General features: G+C 71.5%; 15 protein-coding genes and 1 tRNA gene. 10 read left to right on the top strand and 6 right to left on the bottom strand.

Annotated features, from left to right (window positions below; genetic code table 11):
• Window positions 1–3 precede the first annotated feature (3 nt).
• A complete protein-coding gene (locus NQV15_RS03090) occupies window positions 4–963 on the bottom strand; it encodes an alpha/beta hydrolase family esterase (RefSeq protein ID WP_232398142.1) in 960 nt (319 codons plus the stop codon).
• A 92-nt stretch (window positions 964–1,055) separates the two neighbouring features.
• Here NQV15_RS03090 and NQV15_RS03085 point away from each other — a divergent pair.
• The 5 genes from NQV15_RS03085 (at window position 1,056) to NQV15_RS03065 (ending at window position 6,726) form a co-directional block, all read left to right on the top strand.
• Window positions 1,056–1,129: transfer RNA gene (locus tag NQV15_RS03085), tRNA-Arg, on the top strand.
• A gap of 167 nt (window positions 1,130–1,296) precedes the next feature.
• Complete coding sequence (locus tag NQV15_RS03080; protein ID WP_232398141.1) at window positions 1,297–2,685, top strand: pyridoxal phosphate-dependent decarboxylase family protein; 1,389 nt, start codon at window positions 1,297–1,299, stop codon at window positions 2,683–2,685.
• On the top strand, window positions 2,682–4,994 hold the full coding sequence (locus tag NQV15_RS03075) for a putative bifunctional diguanylate cyclase/phosphodiesterase (RefSeq protein WP_232398140.1): 2,313 nt from the start codon (window positions 2,682–2,684) through the stop codon (window positions 4,992–4,994). The genes NQV15_RS03080 and NQV15_RS03075 overlap by 4 nt, the downstream gene beginning before the upstream one ends.
• Window positions 4,991–5,683, top strand: a complete 693-nt coding sequence (locus NQV15_RS03070) for a hypothetical protein (RefSeq protein ID WP_232398139.1) — start codon at window positions 4,991–4,993, stop codon at window positions 5,681–5,683. Before NQV15_RS03075 ends, NQV15_RS03070 begins: the two co-directional genes overlap by 4 nt.
• A gap of 47 nt (window positions 5,684–5,730) precedes the next feature.
• Window positions 5,731–6,726: a DNA topoisomerase IB gene (locus tag NQV15_RS03065; RefSeq protein ID WP_232398138.1), complete on the top strand. Its 996-nt coding sequence runs from the start codon at window positions 5,731–5,733 to the stop codon at window positions 6,724–6,726.
• A 10-nt stretch (window positions 6,727–6,736) separates the two neighbouring features.
• Here the strand turns inward: NQV15_RS03065 and NQV15_RS03060 are convergent, their stop codons facing one another.
• The 3 genes from NQV15_RS03060 to NQV15_RS03050 all read right to left on the bottom strand — a co-directional run bounded on the left by NQV15_RS03060 (window position 6,737) and on the right by NQV15_RS03050 (window position 9,921).
• Window positions 6,737–8,077, bottom strand: a complete 1,341-nt coding sequence (locus NQV15_RS03060) for a dihydrolipoyl dehydrogenase family protein (RefSeq protein ID WP_232398137.1) — start codon at window positions 8,075–8,077, stop codon at window positions 6,737–6,739.
• 50 nt (window positions 8,078–8,127) lie between these two features.
• Window positions 8,128–9,360 carry a S8 family serine peptidase gene (locus NQV15_RS03055; protein ID WP_232398136.1) on the bottom strand — a complete coding sequence of 411 codons (1,233 nt, stop codon included), beginning with the start codon at window positions 9,358–9,360 and terminating at the stop codon, window positions 8,128–8,130.
• A gap of 72 nt (window positions 9,361–9,432) precedes the next feature.
• The gene (locus NQV15_RS03050; protein WP_232398135.1) at window positions 9,433–9,921 is read right to left on the bottom strand and encodes a PGPGW domain-containing protein; all 489 of its coding nucleotides are present in this window, start codon (window positions 9,919–9,921) and stop codon (window positions 9,433–9,435) included.
• Window positions 9,922–9,988: 67 nt separating this feature from the next.
• On the opposite strand from NQV15_RS03050, the gene NQV15_RS03045 reads away from it, so the two are divergent.
• Entirely contained in the window at window positions 9,989–11,296 is a 1,308-nt protein-coding gene (locus NQV15_RS03045) for an SAM-dependent methyltransferase (protein ID WP_232398134.1), read from the top strand.
• Between the two features lie 7 nt (window positions 11,297–11,303).
• Complete coding sequence (locus NQV15_RS03040) at window positions 11,304–12,113, top strand: DUF1295 domain-containing protein (RefSeq protein WP_232398133.1); 810 nt, start codon at window positions 11,304–11,306, stop codon at window positions 12,111–12,113.
• Between the two features lie 76 nt (window positions 12,114–12,189).
• Here NQV15_RS03040 and NQV15_RS03035 read toward each other — a convergent pair whose 3' ends face one another.
• Complete coding sequence (locus NQV15_RS03035) at window positions 12,190–12,879, bottom strand: metal-dependent transcriptional regulator (protein WP_232398132.1); 690 nt, start codon at window positions 12,877–12,879, stop codon at window positions 12,190–12,192.
• 55 nt (window positions 12,880–12,934) lie between these two features.
• Here NQV15_RS03035 and NQV15_RS03030 point away from each other — a divergent pair, with 55 nt between their 5' ends.
• The 3 genes from NQV15_RS03030 to NQV15_RS03020 all read left to right on the top strand — a co-directional run bounded on the left by NQV15_RS03030 (window position 12,935) and on the right by NQV15_RS03020 (window position 16,294).
• On the top strand, window positions 12,935–14,290 hold the full coding sequence (locus tag NQV15_RS03030; protein WP_232398131.1) for a cryptochrome/photolyase family protein: 1,356 nt from the start codon (window positions 12,935–12,937) through the stop codon (window positions 14,288–14,290).
• Window positions 14,291–14,300: 10 nt separating this feature from the next.
• Window positions 14,301–15,011 (top strand): hotdog family protein, encoded by a 711-nt coding sequence (locus NQV15_RS03025; RefSeq protein ID WP_232398130.1) that lies wholly within the window; start codon window positions 14,301–14,303, stop codon window positions 15,009–15,011.
• 98 nt (window positions 15,012–15,109) lie between these two features.
• Window positions 15,110–16,294, top strand: coding sequence for an MFS transporter (locus NQV15_RS03020; RefSeq protein ID WP_232398129.1), 1,185 nt, complete (start codon window positions 15,110–15,112; stop codon window positions 16,292–16,294).
• On the opposite strand, the gene NQV15_RS03015 is transcribed toward NQV15_RS03020, so the two are convergent.
• The gene (locus tag NQV15_RS03015; protein ID WP_232398128.1) at window positions 16,278–16,910 is read right to left on the bottom strand and encodes a DedA family protein; all 633 of its coding nucleotides are present in this window, start codon (window positions 16,908–16,910) and stop codon (window positions 16,278–16,280) included. The genes NQV15_RS03020 and NQV15_RS03015 overlap by 17 nt on opposite strands.
• Between the last annotated feature and the right edge of the window lie 48 nt (window positions 16,911–16,958).

The raw sequence follows: 16,958 nt of genomic DNA, 5'->3' as shown, positions 1-16,958 counted from the left end.
TTGTCACCCCGCAGACACGGGGGTACGCGGGTGACGCTGGAAGAAGGACCACAGCAGCGCGGTCGCGTCGACCGGGCTGTCCTTGGTCTGCGAGGCCCGGCCGGGGGACATCGGACCGCCGCCCGGCCAGCCGTGGACACCGCCGACCACCGCGTAGATGTCGACGTCGGTGCCGCCCCGGCAGCCTCGCCAGGCGAAGTGGCGGACCGCGTCGTCGGCGGTGGTGGACGCCTGTGACGACGGGCACCGCCCGCGGGTCGCCCAGTTGGACATCGTGTCGTTGACCGGGGGCAGGCGACCGATGACGGTCTCGGCGCCGCCGAACGGCACCGTGGTGTCGGACGTCCCGTGGAAGTAGATGATCGAGGCGGGCGGGGCGTCATCGCACCGCGGCTCGTAGAACGGGCCGGAGACCGCGGCGTAGGCGGCGAACCTCGTCGTGCCGTCGCAGGCCAGCGCGAGCGTCAGCGCCGAGCCGTTGGAGAATCCGGCGGCGTACAGGCGGGACGGATCGGTGCAGGCCGTGCGCTGGACGTGGCGCACCAGGTCACGGACGAAGGTCAGGTCGGAGTCGGGATCGCCGACCGGATCGCGGAACTTCCACTCCGAGGGGGTGCCGCGGCCGAGCGGGACGACCAGGACCGTCCCGTCCTCGTCGGCGCGGTCAGCCATGTCGGTGGCGTCCACGACGGTCTTCGGGTCGCCGCCGAGGCCGTGGAACATCAGCACGACCGGCGCCGCGGTGTTGCCCTGGTACGTCGGGGGGACGTGCAGCAGGTACCGGCGGGTGTGCCCGCCGGAGGTGATCGTGTGCATCGTGCTGCCCGGCGGCAGCGGCCGGGCGATCGAGCACCCCGCGGGGGCGGTCCGGACCTGCTCGGTGGCGTCCCCGTTCGCCGCGTAGAACACGATCCCGCCGGCCACCATGACCAGGATCGAGAGGCCGACCAGCAGACGTCTCATCGCGCGCAACCCCGGCACATGGGGTGGTTCCGGCGGCATGACACAAGGGCGATCGTAGGGTGTCGGACCAAGAGTCGATAACCTGACTCCACGCCCTCGTAGCTCAGTCGGATAGAGCGACCGCCTCCTAAGCGGTAGGCCACAGGTTCGATTCCTGTCGAGGGCACCCCGAGCGGACCGGACCAGTGACCCCACTCACGTCCCGCCGTGCAGCCAGATGACCCACGACACCGTTATCCTCGCCAAGAACGTTTCGGGGAGAACTGCGCAGGGCCGGTCTCGGTGCCGCTCGCTGCGGGCGTCATCCCACCACTTCTGACTCGATGGGCCGACGTGCACGACTTCGCGCTGCAGGAACGGCAGGTGCTCGGCGAGCTCGCCGCCTGGATCGCCGATCGACGCGACGCGCCTGTCCTGATCCCGCCCGGCAGCGCGGGCGCGCTCCCTGCGGTGGGCCGTTCGGGGATCGGCATCCGGGCCACCTGGGCGTTGCTGCGCGATGTCCTGCTGCCGAGCAGCTTCCCGGCCGACCATCCCCGCTACCTGGCCTTCGTCGGCGGATCCCCGACGCCGGCTGCCGTCATCGCCGACGCCGCACTGTCTGCGGCCGCCGTGTACGGCGGCAGCGAGCTGGAGGCCGGGGACGTCGTCGTCGCCGAGCGGATGGCGGTGCGCTGGCTGTGCGATGTCATCGGCTATCCCGAGGACGCCCACGGCGTCTTCGTGAGCGGCGGGTCGCTCGCCAATCTCAGCGCCCTCGTGGCGGCCCGCCACGACCGGGTGGGCTCTGGCGGTGGCCTTCCGGATGTCATCGTGATCAGCGCCGCCGCGCACTCCTCGATCCGCTCGGCCGCCGCGATCATGGGTTGCCGGGTCGTCTCGGCAGGCTCCCCCGACCACCCCACGGGGGCCGCGGACCTGGCGACCGTGCTGGACTCGCTCGACCCACGGGACGTCGTGGCGGTCGTCGCGAACGCCGGCGCCACCAACACCGGGGCGATCGACGACCTCGCCGGGATCGCCGCGACCTGCGAGGCACGCGGCATCTGGATGCACGTCGACGCCGCCTACGGCGGGGCCGCCCTGCTGTCCCCGACCCGGCGCCCGCAGTTCGACGGCATCCAGCGGGCCGATTCGGTCACGATCGATCCGCACAAGTGGCTGTTCACGCCATTCGACTGCGCGGCGGTGCTGTACCTGGACCCCGCCGTGGCCCGTTCCGCCCACCGGCAGCGTGCCGCATACCTCGACGCCGTCGACAACGACGACGACAACCCCGCCGACTACGCGGCTCATCTGACCCGCCGGGCGCGAGGGATCCCGGTGTGGGCCTCTCTGGTGGCCAATGGCACCGATGCCTACGTCGACGCCGTCGAGACCTGCCTGGCCGTGGCCGGCTACGCCGCCAAACAAGTCGAGGCGGCCCCACACCTCGAGCTCGTGACAGAGCCCCGGCTCTCGGTCGTGCTGTTCCGCCGGATCGGCTGGGACGCCGCGCGATACGCCGCCTGGTCCGCCGGGCTCCGGTCCCGCCGGACGGCCCTCGTGACGCCCACGACCTACGCGGGGAAACCGGCGCTGCGGCTGTGTTTCGTGAACCCGCTGACCTCGACCGACGATGTGGACTTCATCCTGAATACTCTTGAGCCCGACACGTCCCCAGCACTGGAGGACGTGCCGGACACCGACCATCGTGCGACAGGGGACAGCAGATCGTGGTGAGCTTGCTGACCCGCGGCGCGCCGCGCTCCCGCCTCGCCCTGGCCCAGCGGATCGTCGCGCCCCTGCCGTGGGCGGTGATGCTCGTCGGCATCCTCGTCGACGAGATCCTGCAGTCCACGGGCCAGCACACTCCCACGGTGCTGCTCACTGCGCTCGCGATCTTCTTCCCCCTGCTCGTCCTGCAGACGGCACTCGCGGCAGCGATCCATCCCAAGCGGCGACTCGCCCTGGTGCTGCTGATCGCCGCGCTCTCGACGTGGGCGCTGGGGTCGATCCTGGTCAACGCCGCCCGGGTCGATCAGGAGGCGACGTTCCCCGGCAACGGGGAGTGGCTGTTCCTGGTGTCCTACCTGGGCATGGCCGGCTACCTGCTGCGCGATGTCGACCGGCGCCAGGCACGTCCCGCCCGCAGCTGGCTGGACATCGTCATCATCTGCGGCGGAACCGCCAGCCTGGCCTGCCTCCTGGTGGTCACCCCGGTCCAGGCGGCGTCCCACCAGGAGGGGGTGTCGCTGCTGCTGGCGCTGATCTACCCGCTGGCCGACATGATCCTGGCGCTCCTCGTGCTCGGCCAGTCCCTCCTGCAGACCCGGACGGACCGCCGCAAGTCCCTCATGATCGGCGGGGCGTTCCTCCTGCTGGGCGTGGCCGACTCCGCGCTGGCCCTGCAGGGCTCGGCCAGCACCTACGACTTCGGCAACGTCAGCTACGCCCTGTGGGGAGCCAGCTTCTCCCTGCTGGTCGCAGCGGCGTGCCGGCCCCCGCAGTCGGTCATCCGCGCCGTCCCCAAGAGCGCCGACACCCCCGTCCTGATGGGGGCCGGAGTCGTCGCCCTGATCGTCCTGACGCTGCGTCCGGACGACACGCTGGCCTACTACATGCTGCCGCCGTCCATCCTCACGCTGGTGGCCGTCGGCGCCCGACTGGTCCTCGCGCTGCGGGACGCCAACCGGGCCAACGACGCATTCGCGCTGTCCCAGACCGACGACCTCACCAAGCTGCCCAACCGGCGAGCGGTACGGGCCTGGCTGTCGACCGAGCTGGCCGCCCGCAACCCCCTGGCCCTCATGCTGCTCGACCTCGACGGCTTCAAGGACATCAACGACTCCCTCGGCCACCGTGCGGGCGACACCGTGCTCCGGCTCGTGGCGGTCAGGATGACCGAGGGCGTCGACGCCCACGCGCGGGTCGCCCGTCTCGGCGGCGACGAGTTCGCGATCATCATGGACACGACCGACGAGATCGTGCTGATGGAGACCGCGCACCACGTGCTCCGGGAGCTGGCCAAGCCATTGCTCGTCGAGGACATCGAGATCACCCCGGCCGGATCGATCGGCGTCACCGTCGCCGGCCCCGAGGACGATGACGGCAGCGAGGTCCTGCGGCGCGCGGACGTCGCGATGTACCAGGCCAAGAACGCCGGGCTCGGTGTCGCGCTCTACGACTCCCAGCTCGACGACTTCACCCGCTCGCGGCTGCAGATGGCCGAGGAGCTCCGCAAGGCCATCGCCGACGGCCAGATCGAGGTCTGGTACCAACCCCAGCTCGACGCCGCCACGATGCAGGTGTGCGGCCTGGAGGCCCTGGTGCGGTGGCGGCACCCGATCCAGGGGGTGATCAGCCCGGTCTCGTTCCTGCCCGCCGCCCGGCGTGCAGGCCTGATGGGGCAGCTGTCCGAGGTCGTGGCCAAGCAGGCCGTCGAGGACTTCGACGCGCGCCGCCGGGCCGGTCTGGACGTCGCCGTCGCGATCAACTGCGCGCCTCCCGAGCTGCTGGGACCGACCTTCCTCCCGCGGTTGTACGCGGCCATCGAGAAATGGGACATCCCCGTCGACCGCCTCGTCCTGGAGGTCACCGAGGACACCTTCCTGGACGATCCGCAGCACACCCGCGAGGTCCTGCTCGAGCTGCGCAGCCATGGCGTGCAGGTCGCGATCGACGACTACGGGACGGGGTTCTCGTCCCTGACCTATCTGCGCAACCTCCCGGTGCAGGAGCTCAAGATCGACCGCGCGCTGATCGCCAACGTGGCGAGCGACGCCCGCAGCCGGATGATCGTGGCCTCCACGATCCAGCTCGCGCACGCCCTGGAGATGCGCATCGTCGCCGAGGGCGTCGAGAACGCCGCCGACCTCGTCGCCCTGGTCGCGATGGGCATCGACACGGTGCAGGGCTACCACCTCGCCCGCCCGATGCCCGCCGACCAGGTCGAGCGCTGGGTGCGCGATTGGACCCGGAACAACAACTCCTCCGAGTCGTCGGCAAAGGACGTTGCAGACCCCGAGCAGGACCGAGAGGAGTCACGATGACCGCAGCACCCCTGCGCTTCGTGTTCGATCCAGTGGGCGACGAGCTCGCCGCTGCCAAGCAGTGCGAGTCCGATGTATTCCTGGAGGCCTACGGCAACACGTCGGAGGAGTTCGACGTCGAGTACGGCCCCTACACCGACTCGACCGGATTCATGGTGGTCATGCAGGACGACGGGGTGGCCGCGGCGGCGCTGCGCTTCATCGCCCCCGGCCCCAAAGGGCTCAAGACGCTCAACGACGTGAGCCGTCCGCCGTGGCAGGTCGACGGGCTGCGCTCGGCCCGCGCCGCCGGCGTCGATCCCGCCCGGACCTGGGACATCTCCACGATCGCGGTCCGCAAGGGCGCGGGCCGCGGCGGGCTGTGCGCCGGTGCGCTGTACCACGGCATCGTGCGGGCGGCGTACGCCAACGACATCGACTTCATCGTCATGATCCTGGACTCCCACGTGCGCCAGCTGCTGAGCGCACTGGGCCTGCACATCCACGCGCTGCCCGGCACCAAGACCGCCGAGTACCTCGGCTCGCCGAGCAGCACCCCGCTGTGGGCCAACCTGAACCGTGGCCTCGAGCAGCAACGGCAGGACAATCCCGATGCCTACCGGCTCATCTTCCAGGGGATCGGCCTGGACGGCGTCACGATGCCGACGGACTGGGTGTGGCACCGCCGCAGCGTGACCTCGCCGGCGTGATGCTTCGACGTGCCGACGGGACCGCCTGCGCCTAGCGTGGTCCCACCATGGTCCGCCTCCGCCGCACGTCCGTCAGCTCTCCCGGCTGGACCAGGGTCAAGCACGGCCGGGGATTTCGGTACCTCGACGAGGACGGCCGACCGCTCGAGCCCGAGCAGGTCGAGCGCTGCAAGCTGCTGGTCATCCCCCCGGCGTGGACCGAGGTGTGGATCTGCTCGGTCGACAACGGCCACCTGCAGGCCGTCGGCACCGACGACGCCGGGCGGCGTCAGTACATCTACCACCCGCAGTGGCGCGAACGACGCGACCAGGAGAAGTTCGAGCGGATGGAGGACTTCGCCGCCTCCCTGCTGGCGCACCGCGGGCGCGCCCGCCGCGATCTCGGCGGCGAGGGCCTGACCCTCGAACGGGTGTCCGCGACCGCGTTCAGCCTGCTCGACCTCGGCATGTTCCGCATCGGCTCGGTGCGGTACGCCGAGGAGAACGGCAGCTTCGGGCTGACCACGCTGGAGAAGCAGCACGTGCACCCCGCGGGACGGGGCCTGTCCTTCGCGTACACGGCGAAGTCCGGCCAGGAGGTCGACGTCACGGTGCGCGACGACCGTGTCCGGGAGGTGCTGGAGACGCTGCGCCGGCGCCGGGGCGGCAGCAACCGGCTGCTGGCGTACAAGTCCGGGCGGTACTGGCACGACCTGGACGCGTCCGACGTCAATGCGTACATCAAGTCGTTGCTGGGCGAGGACCACTCCGCCAAGGACTTCCGGACCTGGCGCGGCACCACGATCGCGGCCCTGGCCCTGGCCGGCCACGACGGGTCGACGGTGTCCCGGCGCAAGCGCGTCGTCGCGGCCGCGATGCGCGACGTCTCGGAGCACCTGGGCAACACCCCGGCCGTCGCCCGGTCGTCGTACGTCGACCCGCGCGTCATCGACCTGTTCCAGGTCGGCAAGACGGTCTCGCCGGTCCACCGCCGGGTCGCCCCGGGAGCGCCGACCAGCCGCAAGCTGGAGCGCGAGGTGCTCGCGCTGCTGGGCCAGACCTGAGCGGCGACCGCTAGAGGGCCGACTCGATGGCCCGCCAGAACGTCGGATAGGCGTAGATCGTGTTGCGCAGCGTCTCGACGGGGATCTGCGCGCGGACCGCGAACGCCAGCGCGGACACCGTCTCTCCCCCGGTCGTCCCCACGCAGTTCGCCCCGACGACGACACCGGCGTCCTCGTCGATGACGATCTTGATGAGGCCCTCGTTGCCGGGACCGTGGACGAAGCCGCGGCTGCTCGCGGCCAGGTCGGTCGAGCCGATGCGCACCGAGATGCCCCGGTCGCGGGCCTGCTGCTCGGTGAGGCCGACCCCACCGACCTCCGGATCGGTGAAGGTGACCCGCGGCAGGCTCGTGTCGTACTCCCCCAGCGGTTCGCCGAGGATCGATCGCGCCGCCCGCTCGGACTGATACATCGACACGTGCGTGAAGGCGCCACGACCGACGATGTCGCCGATCGCCCACAGGCCGGGTGTGACCTGCATCGAGTCGTCGACGGTCAGGTGCCGCCCCGGCTCGACGCCGACGGTGTCCAGGCCGACGTCGTCGATGCGCGGCTTCCGTCCCGCCGCGACCAGCAGCCGTTCGGCCTCGAAGGTGACCTGGCCGCAGGTCACGTGGAACACCTCGCCGTCGTGCGCCACCGCGTCGATCGTGATGCCGGCGTGGACGCCGATGCCCTCGGCCTCGAACACGCCCGCGATGAGCTCGGACGTCTCGGGCTCCTCGACGGCCAGGATGCGGGGTCCCACCTCCAGCACCGTGACCTCGGTGCCGAAGCGCGCGAACGCCTGCGCCAGCTCCACCCCGATCGAGCCGCCCCCGATCACGATCATGGACGCCGGCGCGGCCTCGGCCTCCAGCGCCTCCCGGTTGGTCCAGAACGGGGTGTCGGCGAGCCCGTGCACCGGCGGCACGGCAGCCGCCGTCCCGGTGTTCAGCACGACGCCGGCGGACGCGACGAAGACGTCGTCCCCCACGACGACCCGGCGATCACCGTCGAGGCGCCCGTGCCCGCGGACCAGCCGGGCGCCCGCATCGGTGATGCGGTCGGCCGCGACGGTGTCGTCCCAGTCATCGGTCGCCTCCTCCCGGATGCGCCGCGCCACCAGCCCGAAGTCGGGGGTCACCGTGGCCTTGCCGGCGAGGCGGTCCACCCGGCGGGTCTCCGCCAGGGCGTTCGCGGCCCGGATCAGCATCTTGGACGGGATGCACCCCCAGTAGGGGCACTCGCCCCCGACCAGCTCCTTCTCGACGGCCACGACGTCCAGGCCCGCCGCGGCGAGTCGGGCCACCAGCGCTTCCCCGCCGGGACCCAGACCGACCACGACGACATCACATGAGACTTCAGCCATGCTCCAGTGTCAGTCATGAGCCGCCCGTTGGCGACCCCCTTCCGGACGGCTCAGCGTCCGGAGAGGCTCCGCTTGATGTTCAGGACCCCGAAGCCCGAGGTCGTGTCGTAGCCCGGTGTCACGATGTCGTCAGCCTTGGTGAGCAGGAGGCGCTTGATCTTGTTGGGGCCCATGCCGCGCTTGGTCCTGGACTTCAGGATCGCCGCGGCGGCTGCGACGTGCGGCGCCGCCATCGACGTCCCGGACATCATGCAGTAGTCCTTGCCGTACTGGCAGGGCAGGCCCAGGGAGGGGTGCCGGATCACGGTGGAGCGGATCGAGGTGCCCGGCGCCACCAGATCGACGTAGCTGCCGCAGTTCGAGTACCGGTCGACGCCGCCGTTGCGGTGGATCGCGCCGACCCCGATGACCCCCGGGTACGCCGCGGGATAGGACGCCGGGGCGCCGCAGCCGCGGTTGCCCGCGGCCGCCACGACGACGACATTGCGCGACTGGGCGTAGCGGATGGCCGCCTGGAGCTGGGCGTCGGACTGCACGCCGGCCAGGGACAGGTTGATGACGTCCGCCTTCTTGTTGACGGCGTAGACGATGCCGCGGGCCACCGTGGCCGTGTTGCCGGCGCCGGCGGCGTTCAGGACCCGCACGGGCAGGATCTTGGCCGAGGGGGCGACCCCGGCGATGCCCCGCTTGTTGTTCGCCTTGGCGGCGATGATCCCCGCGACGTGGGTGCCGTGGCCGTTGCGGTCACCCGCGGAGCGATCGTTCTCGATGAAGTCGCGCCCCTTGAGCACACGGCCCTTGAGATCGGGATGGCTGGCCCACACGCCCGTGTCGATCACGGCGACGACGGCGCGCTTGCCGGAGGACTTGCGCCAGACCTTCTCCACATCCAGCCGGTTCAGGGCCCACTGCCGCTTGCGCAAGCTGTCGTTGGAGCGCTTGACCCGCTTGGACTTCTTGGACTTGGACTTCTTCTTGGCGGCCGTCACCGCGATCGAGACGGGGTGGGCGACGTCGACGGCGTCCACCGACGAGGAGTCCAGCGCCGAGGAGATGACATCGAGCGCCTCTCCGCGCGAGCGGGTGACCTTGGTCGAGAACTGGGGACCGTCCGCGGTCTGCGTGGTCGTCACGACGGTGACCGGCTCGCCCGAGGGAGCCGACGCCAGGATGTCGGCCGCCTCCGCATCGACCGATTCGGCGCCTGCCGGCGCGAGCGGCGACATGCCGATCGTCAGCGCCAGGCCGGTGGTCAGGGTCAGGAGCGTGCGTCGCAGTGCCACAGTGTTGATCGTCCTTCTCGAGCCGGGTTCACGGGGATGGACGGCGACCGGCGGGCCGCGCCAGCACGAACACTACGGGGCCTGCCAATCCGTCGCCCGTCGGCGTGCTGAGCGGGGCTCGCGCCATTTCACGATGCTGTAGACGAGCAGCCCCAGGGCCGCCACGGCCGACGTCCACAGGCCCAGCGCCGTGCCCCAGCCGGCCGCGGGCAGCTCCGGGCCGACGCCGATGCCCAGCACGTCGAACTCGGGGATGTTCGGCTTGATCCACCAGATGAAGCCCAGCGCGACGAGCCACACGACTCCCAGCAGGCTGAGCAGGATGCGCGGCAGGGTCGCGACACCGAACTTGGCTGCCTCGATCGCGGCGCGCTCCAGCGGCACCAGCAGCCGCTGGGCCCACACGTAGTGCCGGGCCAGGAGCGCGAGACCGGCGACGAGCACGAGGGTGCCGGGGCCCGGAGCGGGCATCATGACGATGCCGACCGGCACCAGGAGCCAGCCGAGGACCTCCGAGCCCGTCCGCCGGAACCAGTGCTCGATCCTGGTACCAACGCTCATGGGGACATTCTGCCCCACCGGGCGAACTCAGGTGGCGGGTCCCCGCGGCCGACGGTTGACTGGCGCGGTGAACATCGCGGCATCCCTGTTGTCCCTGGCCGAGGACACTCTCGGCCTCCACCTGCCCATCCGGCTGCGGGCGTGGGACGGCAGCGCGGCCGGTGTCCCGGGGGCGCCCGTCGTCGTGATCCGCGACAAGCGCGCCCTGCGTCACATCCTGTGGAAGCCCGGCGAGCTCGGCGTGGCCCGCGCCTATGTCCAGGGCGATCTGGACGTCGAGGGCGATCTCGGCGAGGGGCTGCGCGCCATGTGGGACGCCGTGCGCGAGGCCCGGGCGTCCGACGAGCTCGCCGGACGACCGAGGATCGGCCCGCGCCAGGTGGCCAGGGCCGTCGGGCTGGCCGTGCGGGTCGGCGCGATCGGCCCGCGCCCCGCCGCACCGGCCGCCGAGTCCGCCCTGACCGGGGAGCTGCACAGCCGAGAACGCGACCAAGCGGCGATCTCGCACCACTACGACCTGTCCAACGACTTCTACGAGCTGATCCTCGACCCGACCATGGCGTACTCGAGCGGCTTCCACGCCGCCCCGGACATGACGCTGGAGGAGGCGCAGACCGCCAAGCTGCACCTGGTCTGCCGCAAGCTCGGCCTGCAGCCCGGCATGAAGATGGTCGACATCGGCTCCGGCTGGGGCTCGCTGACGCTGTTCGCCGCCGAGCACTACGGCGTCCACGTCACCGGGGTGACGCTGTCGGTCGAGCAGCGCGACCACGTCCTGGCTCGTGCCGCCGAGCGCGGCCTGTCCGACCGGGTCGACGTCAGCCTGCGGCACTTCCGCGACCTGGCCGCCTCCGGGGTCCGTGACGGCGGCATCGACGCGATCGCCTCGATCGAGATGGGCGAGCACGTCGGCGATGCGGAGTACATCGTGTTCGTCGACTCGATCCACCGCTACCTCAAGCCGGGCGGGCGCGCGCTGATCCAGCAGATGTCCCGCAGCAACGGCTCCCCCGCTGACCATCCCGGTGGCGGGCCGTTCATCGAGACCTACATCGCCCCCGACATGCACATGGTGCCGCTGGCCACGACGATCGGGCGCATCGCGGCCTCCGGGCTGGAGATCCGCGACGTCCAGGCGATGCGCGAGCACTACCCGCAGACCGTGGCCGGGTGGGCGGCCCGGCTCGAGGCGGGCTGGGACACCGCGGTCAAGCTGATCGGCGAGGAGCAGGCCCGCGTGTGGCGTCTGTACCTCGCCGGCGGCTCGTTGGCCTTCGAGGAGAACCGCATGGGCGTCGACCAGATCCTCGCGGTCAAGCCCTCGCCGCGTGGCGTCAGCGGCATGCCCGCCTCTCCCCTGGACTGGCTGACGTGACCACCCGATGATCGACAACGACCTGGCGCAGACCGGCCTCACGTTCGCGGCCGGCTTCGGCGCGCTCCTGGTCTTCATGGGTGTCGGGCTGGCGTACGCCCTGCGCCGGCACCTCCTGTCGATCGTCGACACGCTGTGGGGGCTGGGATTCGTCGTCGTGGCGCTCGTGTCCGCGCTGGTGTCGCTGGGCGGCGACGGTGGCCGGGCGCAGCGGTGGATCGTGCTGGCCATGGTCGCGGTCTGGGGCCTGCGGCTGGCCTGGCACGTCGGCGGACGCAACTCAGGCGCGGGCGAGGACCCCCGCTACGCCGATCTGCTCCAGAAGGGCGAGGCTGCCGGTCGCTCGTTCGCCACGACGGCGGTCACCCGGGTGTTCGTGCCGCAGGGCGTGGCCATGTTCATCGTGTCGGCGCCGCTGATGGTCGGCCCGAACAACGACCGCATGTCGGTGCCGCTGGCGGTCCTCGGCATCCTGGTCTGGGCCGTGGGGCTGTTCTTCGAGACCGTCGGCGACGCCCAGCTCAAGGCGTACAAGAGCGATCCGGCCAACCGCGGCAAGATCATGGACACGGGTCTGTGGAGCCTGACCCGCCACCCCAACTACTTCGGGGACGCCTGCGTGTGGTGGGGCATCGGCCTGGTCGGTGCGGGCTCGTGGCCGGGGCTCGTCGCCCTGGTCGGGCCGGCGATCATGACCTACTCGCTGGTCAACGTCACGGGCGCGAAGCTCAACGAGCTGGGTCAGCGCAAGAAGCCCGGCTGGGACGACTACGTCCGCCGCACGAGCTACTTCGTCCCCCTGCCCCCCAAACGCTGACGCGTGGGTTGCGCACGCTGACGCGTGGGTTGCGCACGCTGACGCGTGGGTTGCGGACGCTGACGCGTGGGTTGCGTCAGGCGGTGACGAAGATGTGGCCGGCTGCCTCGAGGTCGATCTCGGCCGTCTCGGCCTGCCGCGCCACGATGACGCCGTCGTGTCCGAGCGACACCAGGACGTCGTTGCCCGGCAGTGCCCCGACGCGCCGCAGGACCGACATGACCTCGGTGTCCTTCTGCAGCTCCTCGGCGATGCGCCGGATCACCAGGCGCTTCGGCTCGGTGCTCTGCGCGACGGCCTTGGTCATCGCCACGACGCCGCTGAGGAACCGGTCCTCGTCGACGACCTGGCCCAGCTCGGCCAGACCGGGGATGGGGTTGCCGTAGGGCGACTCGGTCGGGTGCTCGAGGATCTTGATGAGCCGGCGCTCGACCTGCTCGGACATCACGTGCTCCCAGCGGCACGCCTCCTCGTGGACGTACTCGATCTCCAGACCGATGACGTCGATCAGCAGGCGCTCGGCGAGACGGTGCTTGCGCATGACCCGGGTGGCCAGCTGGCGGCCCTTCTCCGAGAGCTCGAGGTGCCGGTCGCCCTCGACGGCGAGCAGGCCGTCGCGCTCCATGCGCGCAACGGTCTGGGAGACCGTCGGTCCGCTCTGGTGCAGGCGCTCGGCGATGCGCGCACGCAGCGGGACAATCCCCTCTTCCTCCAGCTCATAGACCGTGCGGAGGTACATCTCGGTGGTGTCGATCAGCTCGCTCACCCGTCCATTGTCCCATGCCCTGCGAGCTTCTCCACCACGCCGCACAATGGGAGACATGGCGACGTCCGTGATGTGGTTCCGCCGTGACCTGCGTCTCGGCGACCACCCGGCGCTCCACCAGGCGATCGCCGCGGGGCCGGACGGGGTCGTTCCGCTGTTCGTCCTCGACGACACCCTCTGGACGCCGCGCGCCACGACCCGCGTCGCCTACCTCTCCCGCCTGCTGGCGCAGCTGTCCGACCGCATCGGCGGGCTGCACGTCGTGCACGGCGATCCGGTCGCGGAGGTGACCAGGGTCGCCCGGGCGGCGGGCGCGACGAGCGTCCACGTGTCGGCGGACTACGCGCCGTACGGGGCCCGCCGCGATGCCGCCGTCGAGCAGGCCCTCGCGGAGCACGGCATCGCGCTGGTCCGGACCGGATCGCCCTATGCCGTCGCGCCCGGCCGGGTCACCAAGCCCGACGGCACCGGGTTCCGGGTATTCACGCCTTGGTACCGGCGGTGGGCCGAGCACGGCTGGCGAGCCCCGGCCGATCGCGTCGACGACGCGCCGTGGCTGCGTCCGACCGGCCGCACCCACCGCATCGACGAGGCGCCCGTCCCCGACGGCCTGACCCTGCCGCCCCTCGGCGAGGAGGCTGCGCTCGAGCGCTGGCACGCCTTCATGGACGACGACCTGCCGGACTACGACACCGCCCGGGACCTGCCGGGCCCCGACCGGACGTCGCGGATGTCGGTGCACCTCAAGTGGGGCTCGATCCACCCGCGGACGATGCTGGCCGACCTGGCGACGCTGAGCTTGTCCGGGGCCGATGCGTACACCCGCGAGCTCGGGTTCCGGGAGTTCTACGCCGATGTCCTGCACCAGCGGCCCGACTCGGCGTTCGGCTACTACGACCACACCTTCGAGGCGATGACCTACGACCACCCGGGCGACGACCTCGAGGCGTGGAAGACCGGGCAGACCGGCATCCCGATCGTCGATGCCGGCATGCGCCAGCTGCGCGCGGAGGGCTGGATGCACAACCGGGTACGCATGATCGTGGCGAGCTTCCTGGTCAAGGACCTGCACCTGGAGTGGCAGCACGGCGCCCGCCACTTCCTCGACCTCCTGGCGGACGCCGACCTGGCCTCCAACCAGCACGGCTGGCAGTGGGTCGCCGGCTCGGGCACGGATGCCTCGCCGTACTTCCGGGTCTTCAACCCCATGACCCAGGGCAAGAAGTTCGACCCCGACGGCCGGTACGTCCGGCGCTGGGTGCCCGAGCTGGCCGACGTCCCGGCCAAGCACGTGCACACGCCGTGGGAGATGGCCGAGCCGCCCGCCGGCTACCCCGCGCCGATCGTCGACCACGCCGAGGAACGCGCCGAGTCGCTGCGCCGCTATGACGCCATCCGAGCGGGTCGGTAATGTCACCGCCATGGTGACCATCCCCGCACAGTTCAACGGTCCCGAGCACTCCGGCAACGGCGGATACGTCGCAGGCCTCCTGGCCGCCCAGCTCGGCTCCGGCCCCGTCACCTCGACCCTGCGCATCCCGCCGCCCCTGGACACGGCGCTGACCTGGGAGCACGACTCCGAGACGGGAGAGGTGCGCCTGCTGACCACCGGGGGCGCCGTCGTCGGATCGGCCGGGCCCGGCCAGTTCGCCCGTGACGTGCCGCCCGCACCCACCGCCGCGGAGGCGAAGCAGGCGCTGGCGGCCTATCCCGGCTTCACCCATCACCCCTTCGACCGCTGCTTCACGTGCGGGACGGCCCGCGGGGACGGTGACGGCCTGCGCCTGTTCCCCGGCCCCGTCGACGAGCACCGGACGGCGGCTGCGTGGACTCCGCACGCGGCCTTCGGCGGCGCCGACGGCGCGCTGGACGTCCCGACGACCTGGGCCGCGCTGGACTGCCCCGGCGGGTGGGCCGCCGACTTCACCAAGCAGGTCATGGTGCTGGGACGCATGACCGCCGAGGTCGTCCGGCCCCCGCGCGCCGGCGAGGAATGCCTGGTGACGGGAGTGCTGCGCAACCGGGACGGCCGCAAGTTCATCACCGACACGGCTCTGTACACCGCAGGCGGTGAGCTGCTGGGCCGCGCGGAGCAGATCTGGATCCAGGTCGACGCCGAGGCATTCCGCTGACCGACGCACGCCGCTCCCTGTCGCACCTGCTCGCCGACGTCCGGCCGCTGAGGAGCCCCCACTTCCGGCGCCTGTGGCTGGCGAACATCATCACCGTGGTGGGCGCCCAGCTCACCGTCGTCGCGGTGCCCGCCCAGCTGTACGCCGACACCGGCTCATCGGCGTACGTGGGCCTGGCCGGGGTGTTCGGCCTCGTCCCGCTGGTCGTGTTCGGCCTGTACGGCGGCGCGCTGGCGGACGTCTTCGATCGCCGCACGATGCTGATCGTCACGACGGTCGGCCTGATCGTCACCAGCGCCCTGTTCTGGGCGCAGGCCGCCGCCGGCAACACCAACGTCTGGCTGCTGCTGTGCCTGTTCTCGGTCCAGCAGGCATTCTTCGCCGTCAACCAGCCGACCCGCAGCGCGATCCTGCCCAAGATCGTCGATCCGCTGCTGCTGCCGGCGGCGAACTCGCTCAACATGACCGTCACGATGGCCGGGGCGATCGCCGGGCCGCTCGTGGCCGGCATCCTCATCCCCTTCACGGGCTTCGCCTGGCTCTACCTGATCGACACGCTGACCCTGTTCGCGACGCTCGGCGCGGTGCTGCGCCTGCCCAGCCTGCCGGTGATGGACGCCGCGACCGCGGTGCCGGGCGTCCGCGCCGTGATCGACGGATTCGTGTACCTGCGCACCCAGCCCGTCCTGATGATGTCGTTCGTCGTCGATCTGATCGCGATGGTCTTCGGCATGCCCCGTGCGCTGTTCCCCGAGATCGCCCACGTGAGCTTCGACGGCCCGGACGACGGCGGCCTCGTCTTCGCGCTGCTGTTCGCCGCGATCCCGGCCGGTGCCGTGATCGGCGGTGTGTTCAGCGGCTGGGTCTCGCGGGTCCGCCGGCAGGGCCTCGCTGTGGTCATCTGCATCGTCGTGTGGGGCGTGGCGATGATCGGCTTCGGTGTCGCTGTCGCCCTCGCCGACCGGTGGACGACCGCGATGCTGGTTGTCGCACTGGCGATGCTCGTGGTCGGTGGTGCGGCCGACATGGCCTCGGCGGCCTTCCGGTCCAGCATGCTGCTGTCGGCGGCCGATGACGCGATGCGCGGCCGGCTGCAAGGCGTCTTCATCGTGGTGGTGGCCGGTGGCCCGCGGATCGCGGACACCCTGCACGGGGCCACGGCGGCCGCGGTCGGCACCGCGGCCGCTGCGGCCGGCGGAGGTGTGCTCGTCGTGATCGGGGTGGTCGTGGCATCGCTCGCCGTCCCGTCGTTCGTCCGCTACCGCGTCACCCGCGGGTCCTGAGCGCGAGCTCGAGCGATCCGACCTCGGGGGCGGCTGCCGCAGGTCGCACCCCGGTGACGGCGCGGACCAGCAGGACCGGCAGGACGGCCAGGGCCAGCAGGACGAGCAGCAGCCACGACGCGCGCCCGAGGGTGCCCGTGGTGACCGTCGCCAAGCCCGCGACGACCGACCCTCCCCCGACGTAGGCAGTCGACCACACAGCCGAGCCCGACAGCGAGGCGATCGCGAAGCGGCGGTATCCCAGGCCGGACGCACCGGCGGCGGCCGGCGTCAGCGTGCGCACCACTGGGACGAGACGGGTCATGAACACCGCAGTCCCGCCGCGGCGGCGCAGCAGATCGGTCGCCCGCTCGTAGTGGTGCCGGCCGAGCCGCCGGACCGCCCGCGTCTGGCCCAGCGCGTCGCCGCAGCGCCGGCCCAGGAGGTATCCGACGTGGTCGCCGAGGCTGGCGCCGACCATCACGACGACCCCGAGGGCGAACAGCTGGCCGGCCGACCCCATCGTGGCCGCCAGCAGCACGACCGCGGTCTCCCCCGGCAGCAGCATGCCCAGGCCGAGGCCCGACTCCGCGAACGCCAGCGCGAACCCTGCGCCGAGAGGCATCAGCTCGTTCATGCCTCCACGGTGCCGGCGCCGGACGTCCGGCAGCAGGAGCCGGGGTGG

The organism is Aeromicrobium wangtongii, from assembly GCF_024584515.1.
GTDB lineage: Bacteria > Actinomycetota > Actinomycetes > Propionibacteriales > Nocardioidaceae > Aeromicrobium > Aeromicrobium wangtongii.
The sequence above is the reverse complement of the archived record's forward strand: the minus strand, read 5'-3'. Positions and strand labels throughout refer to the sequence as shown.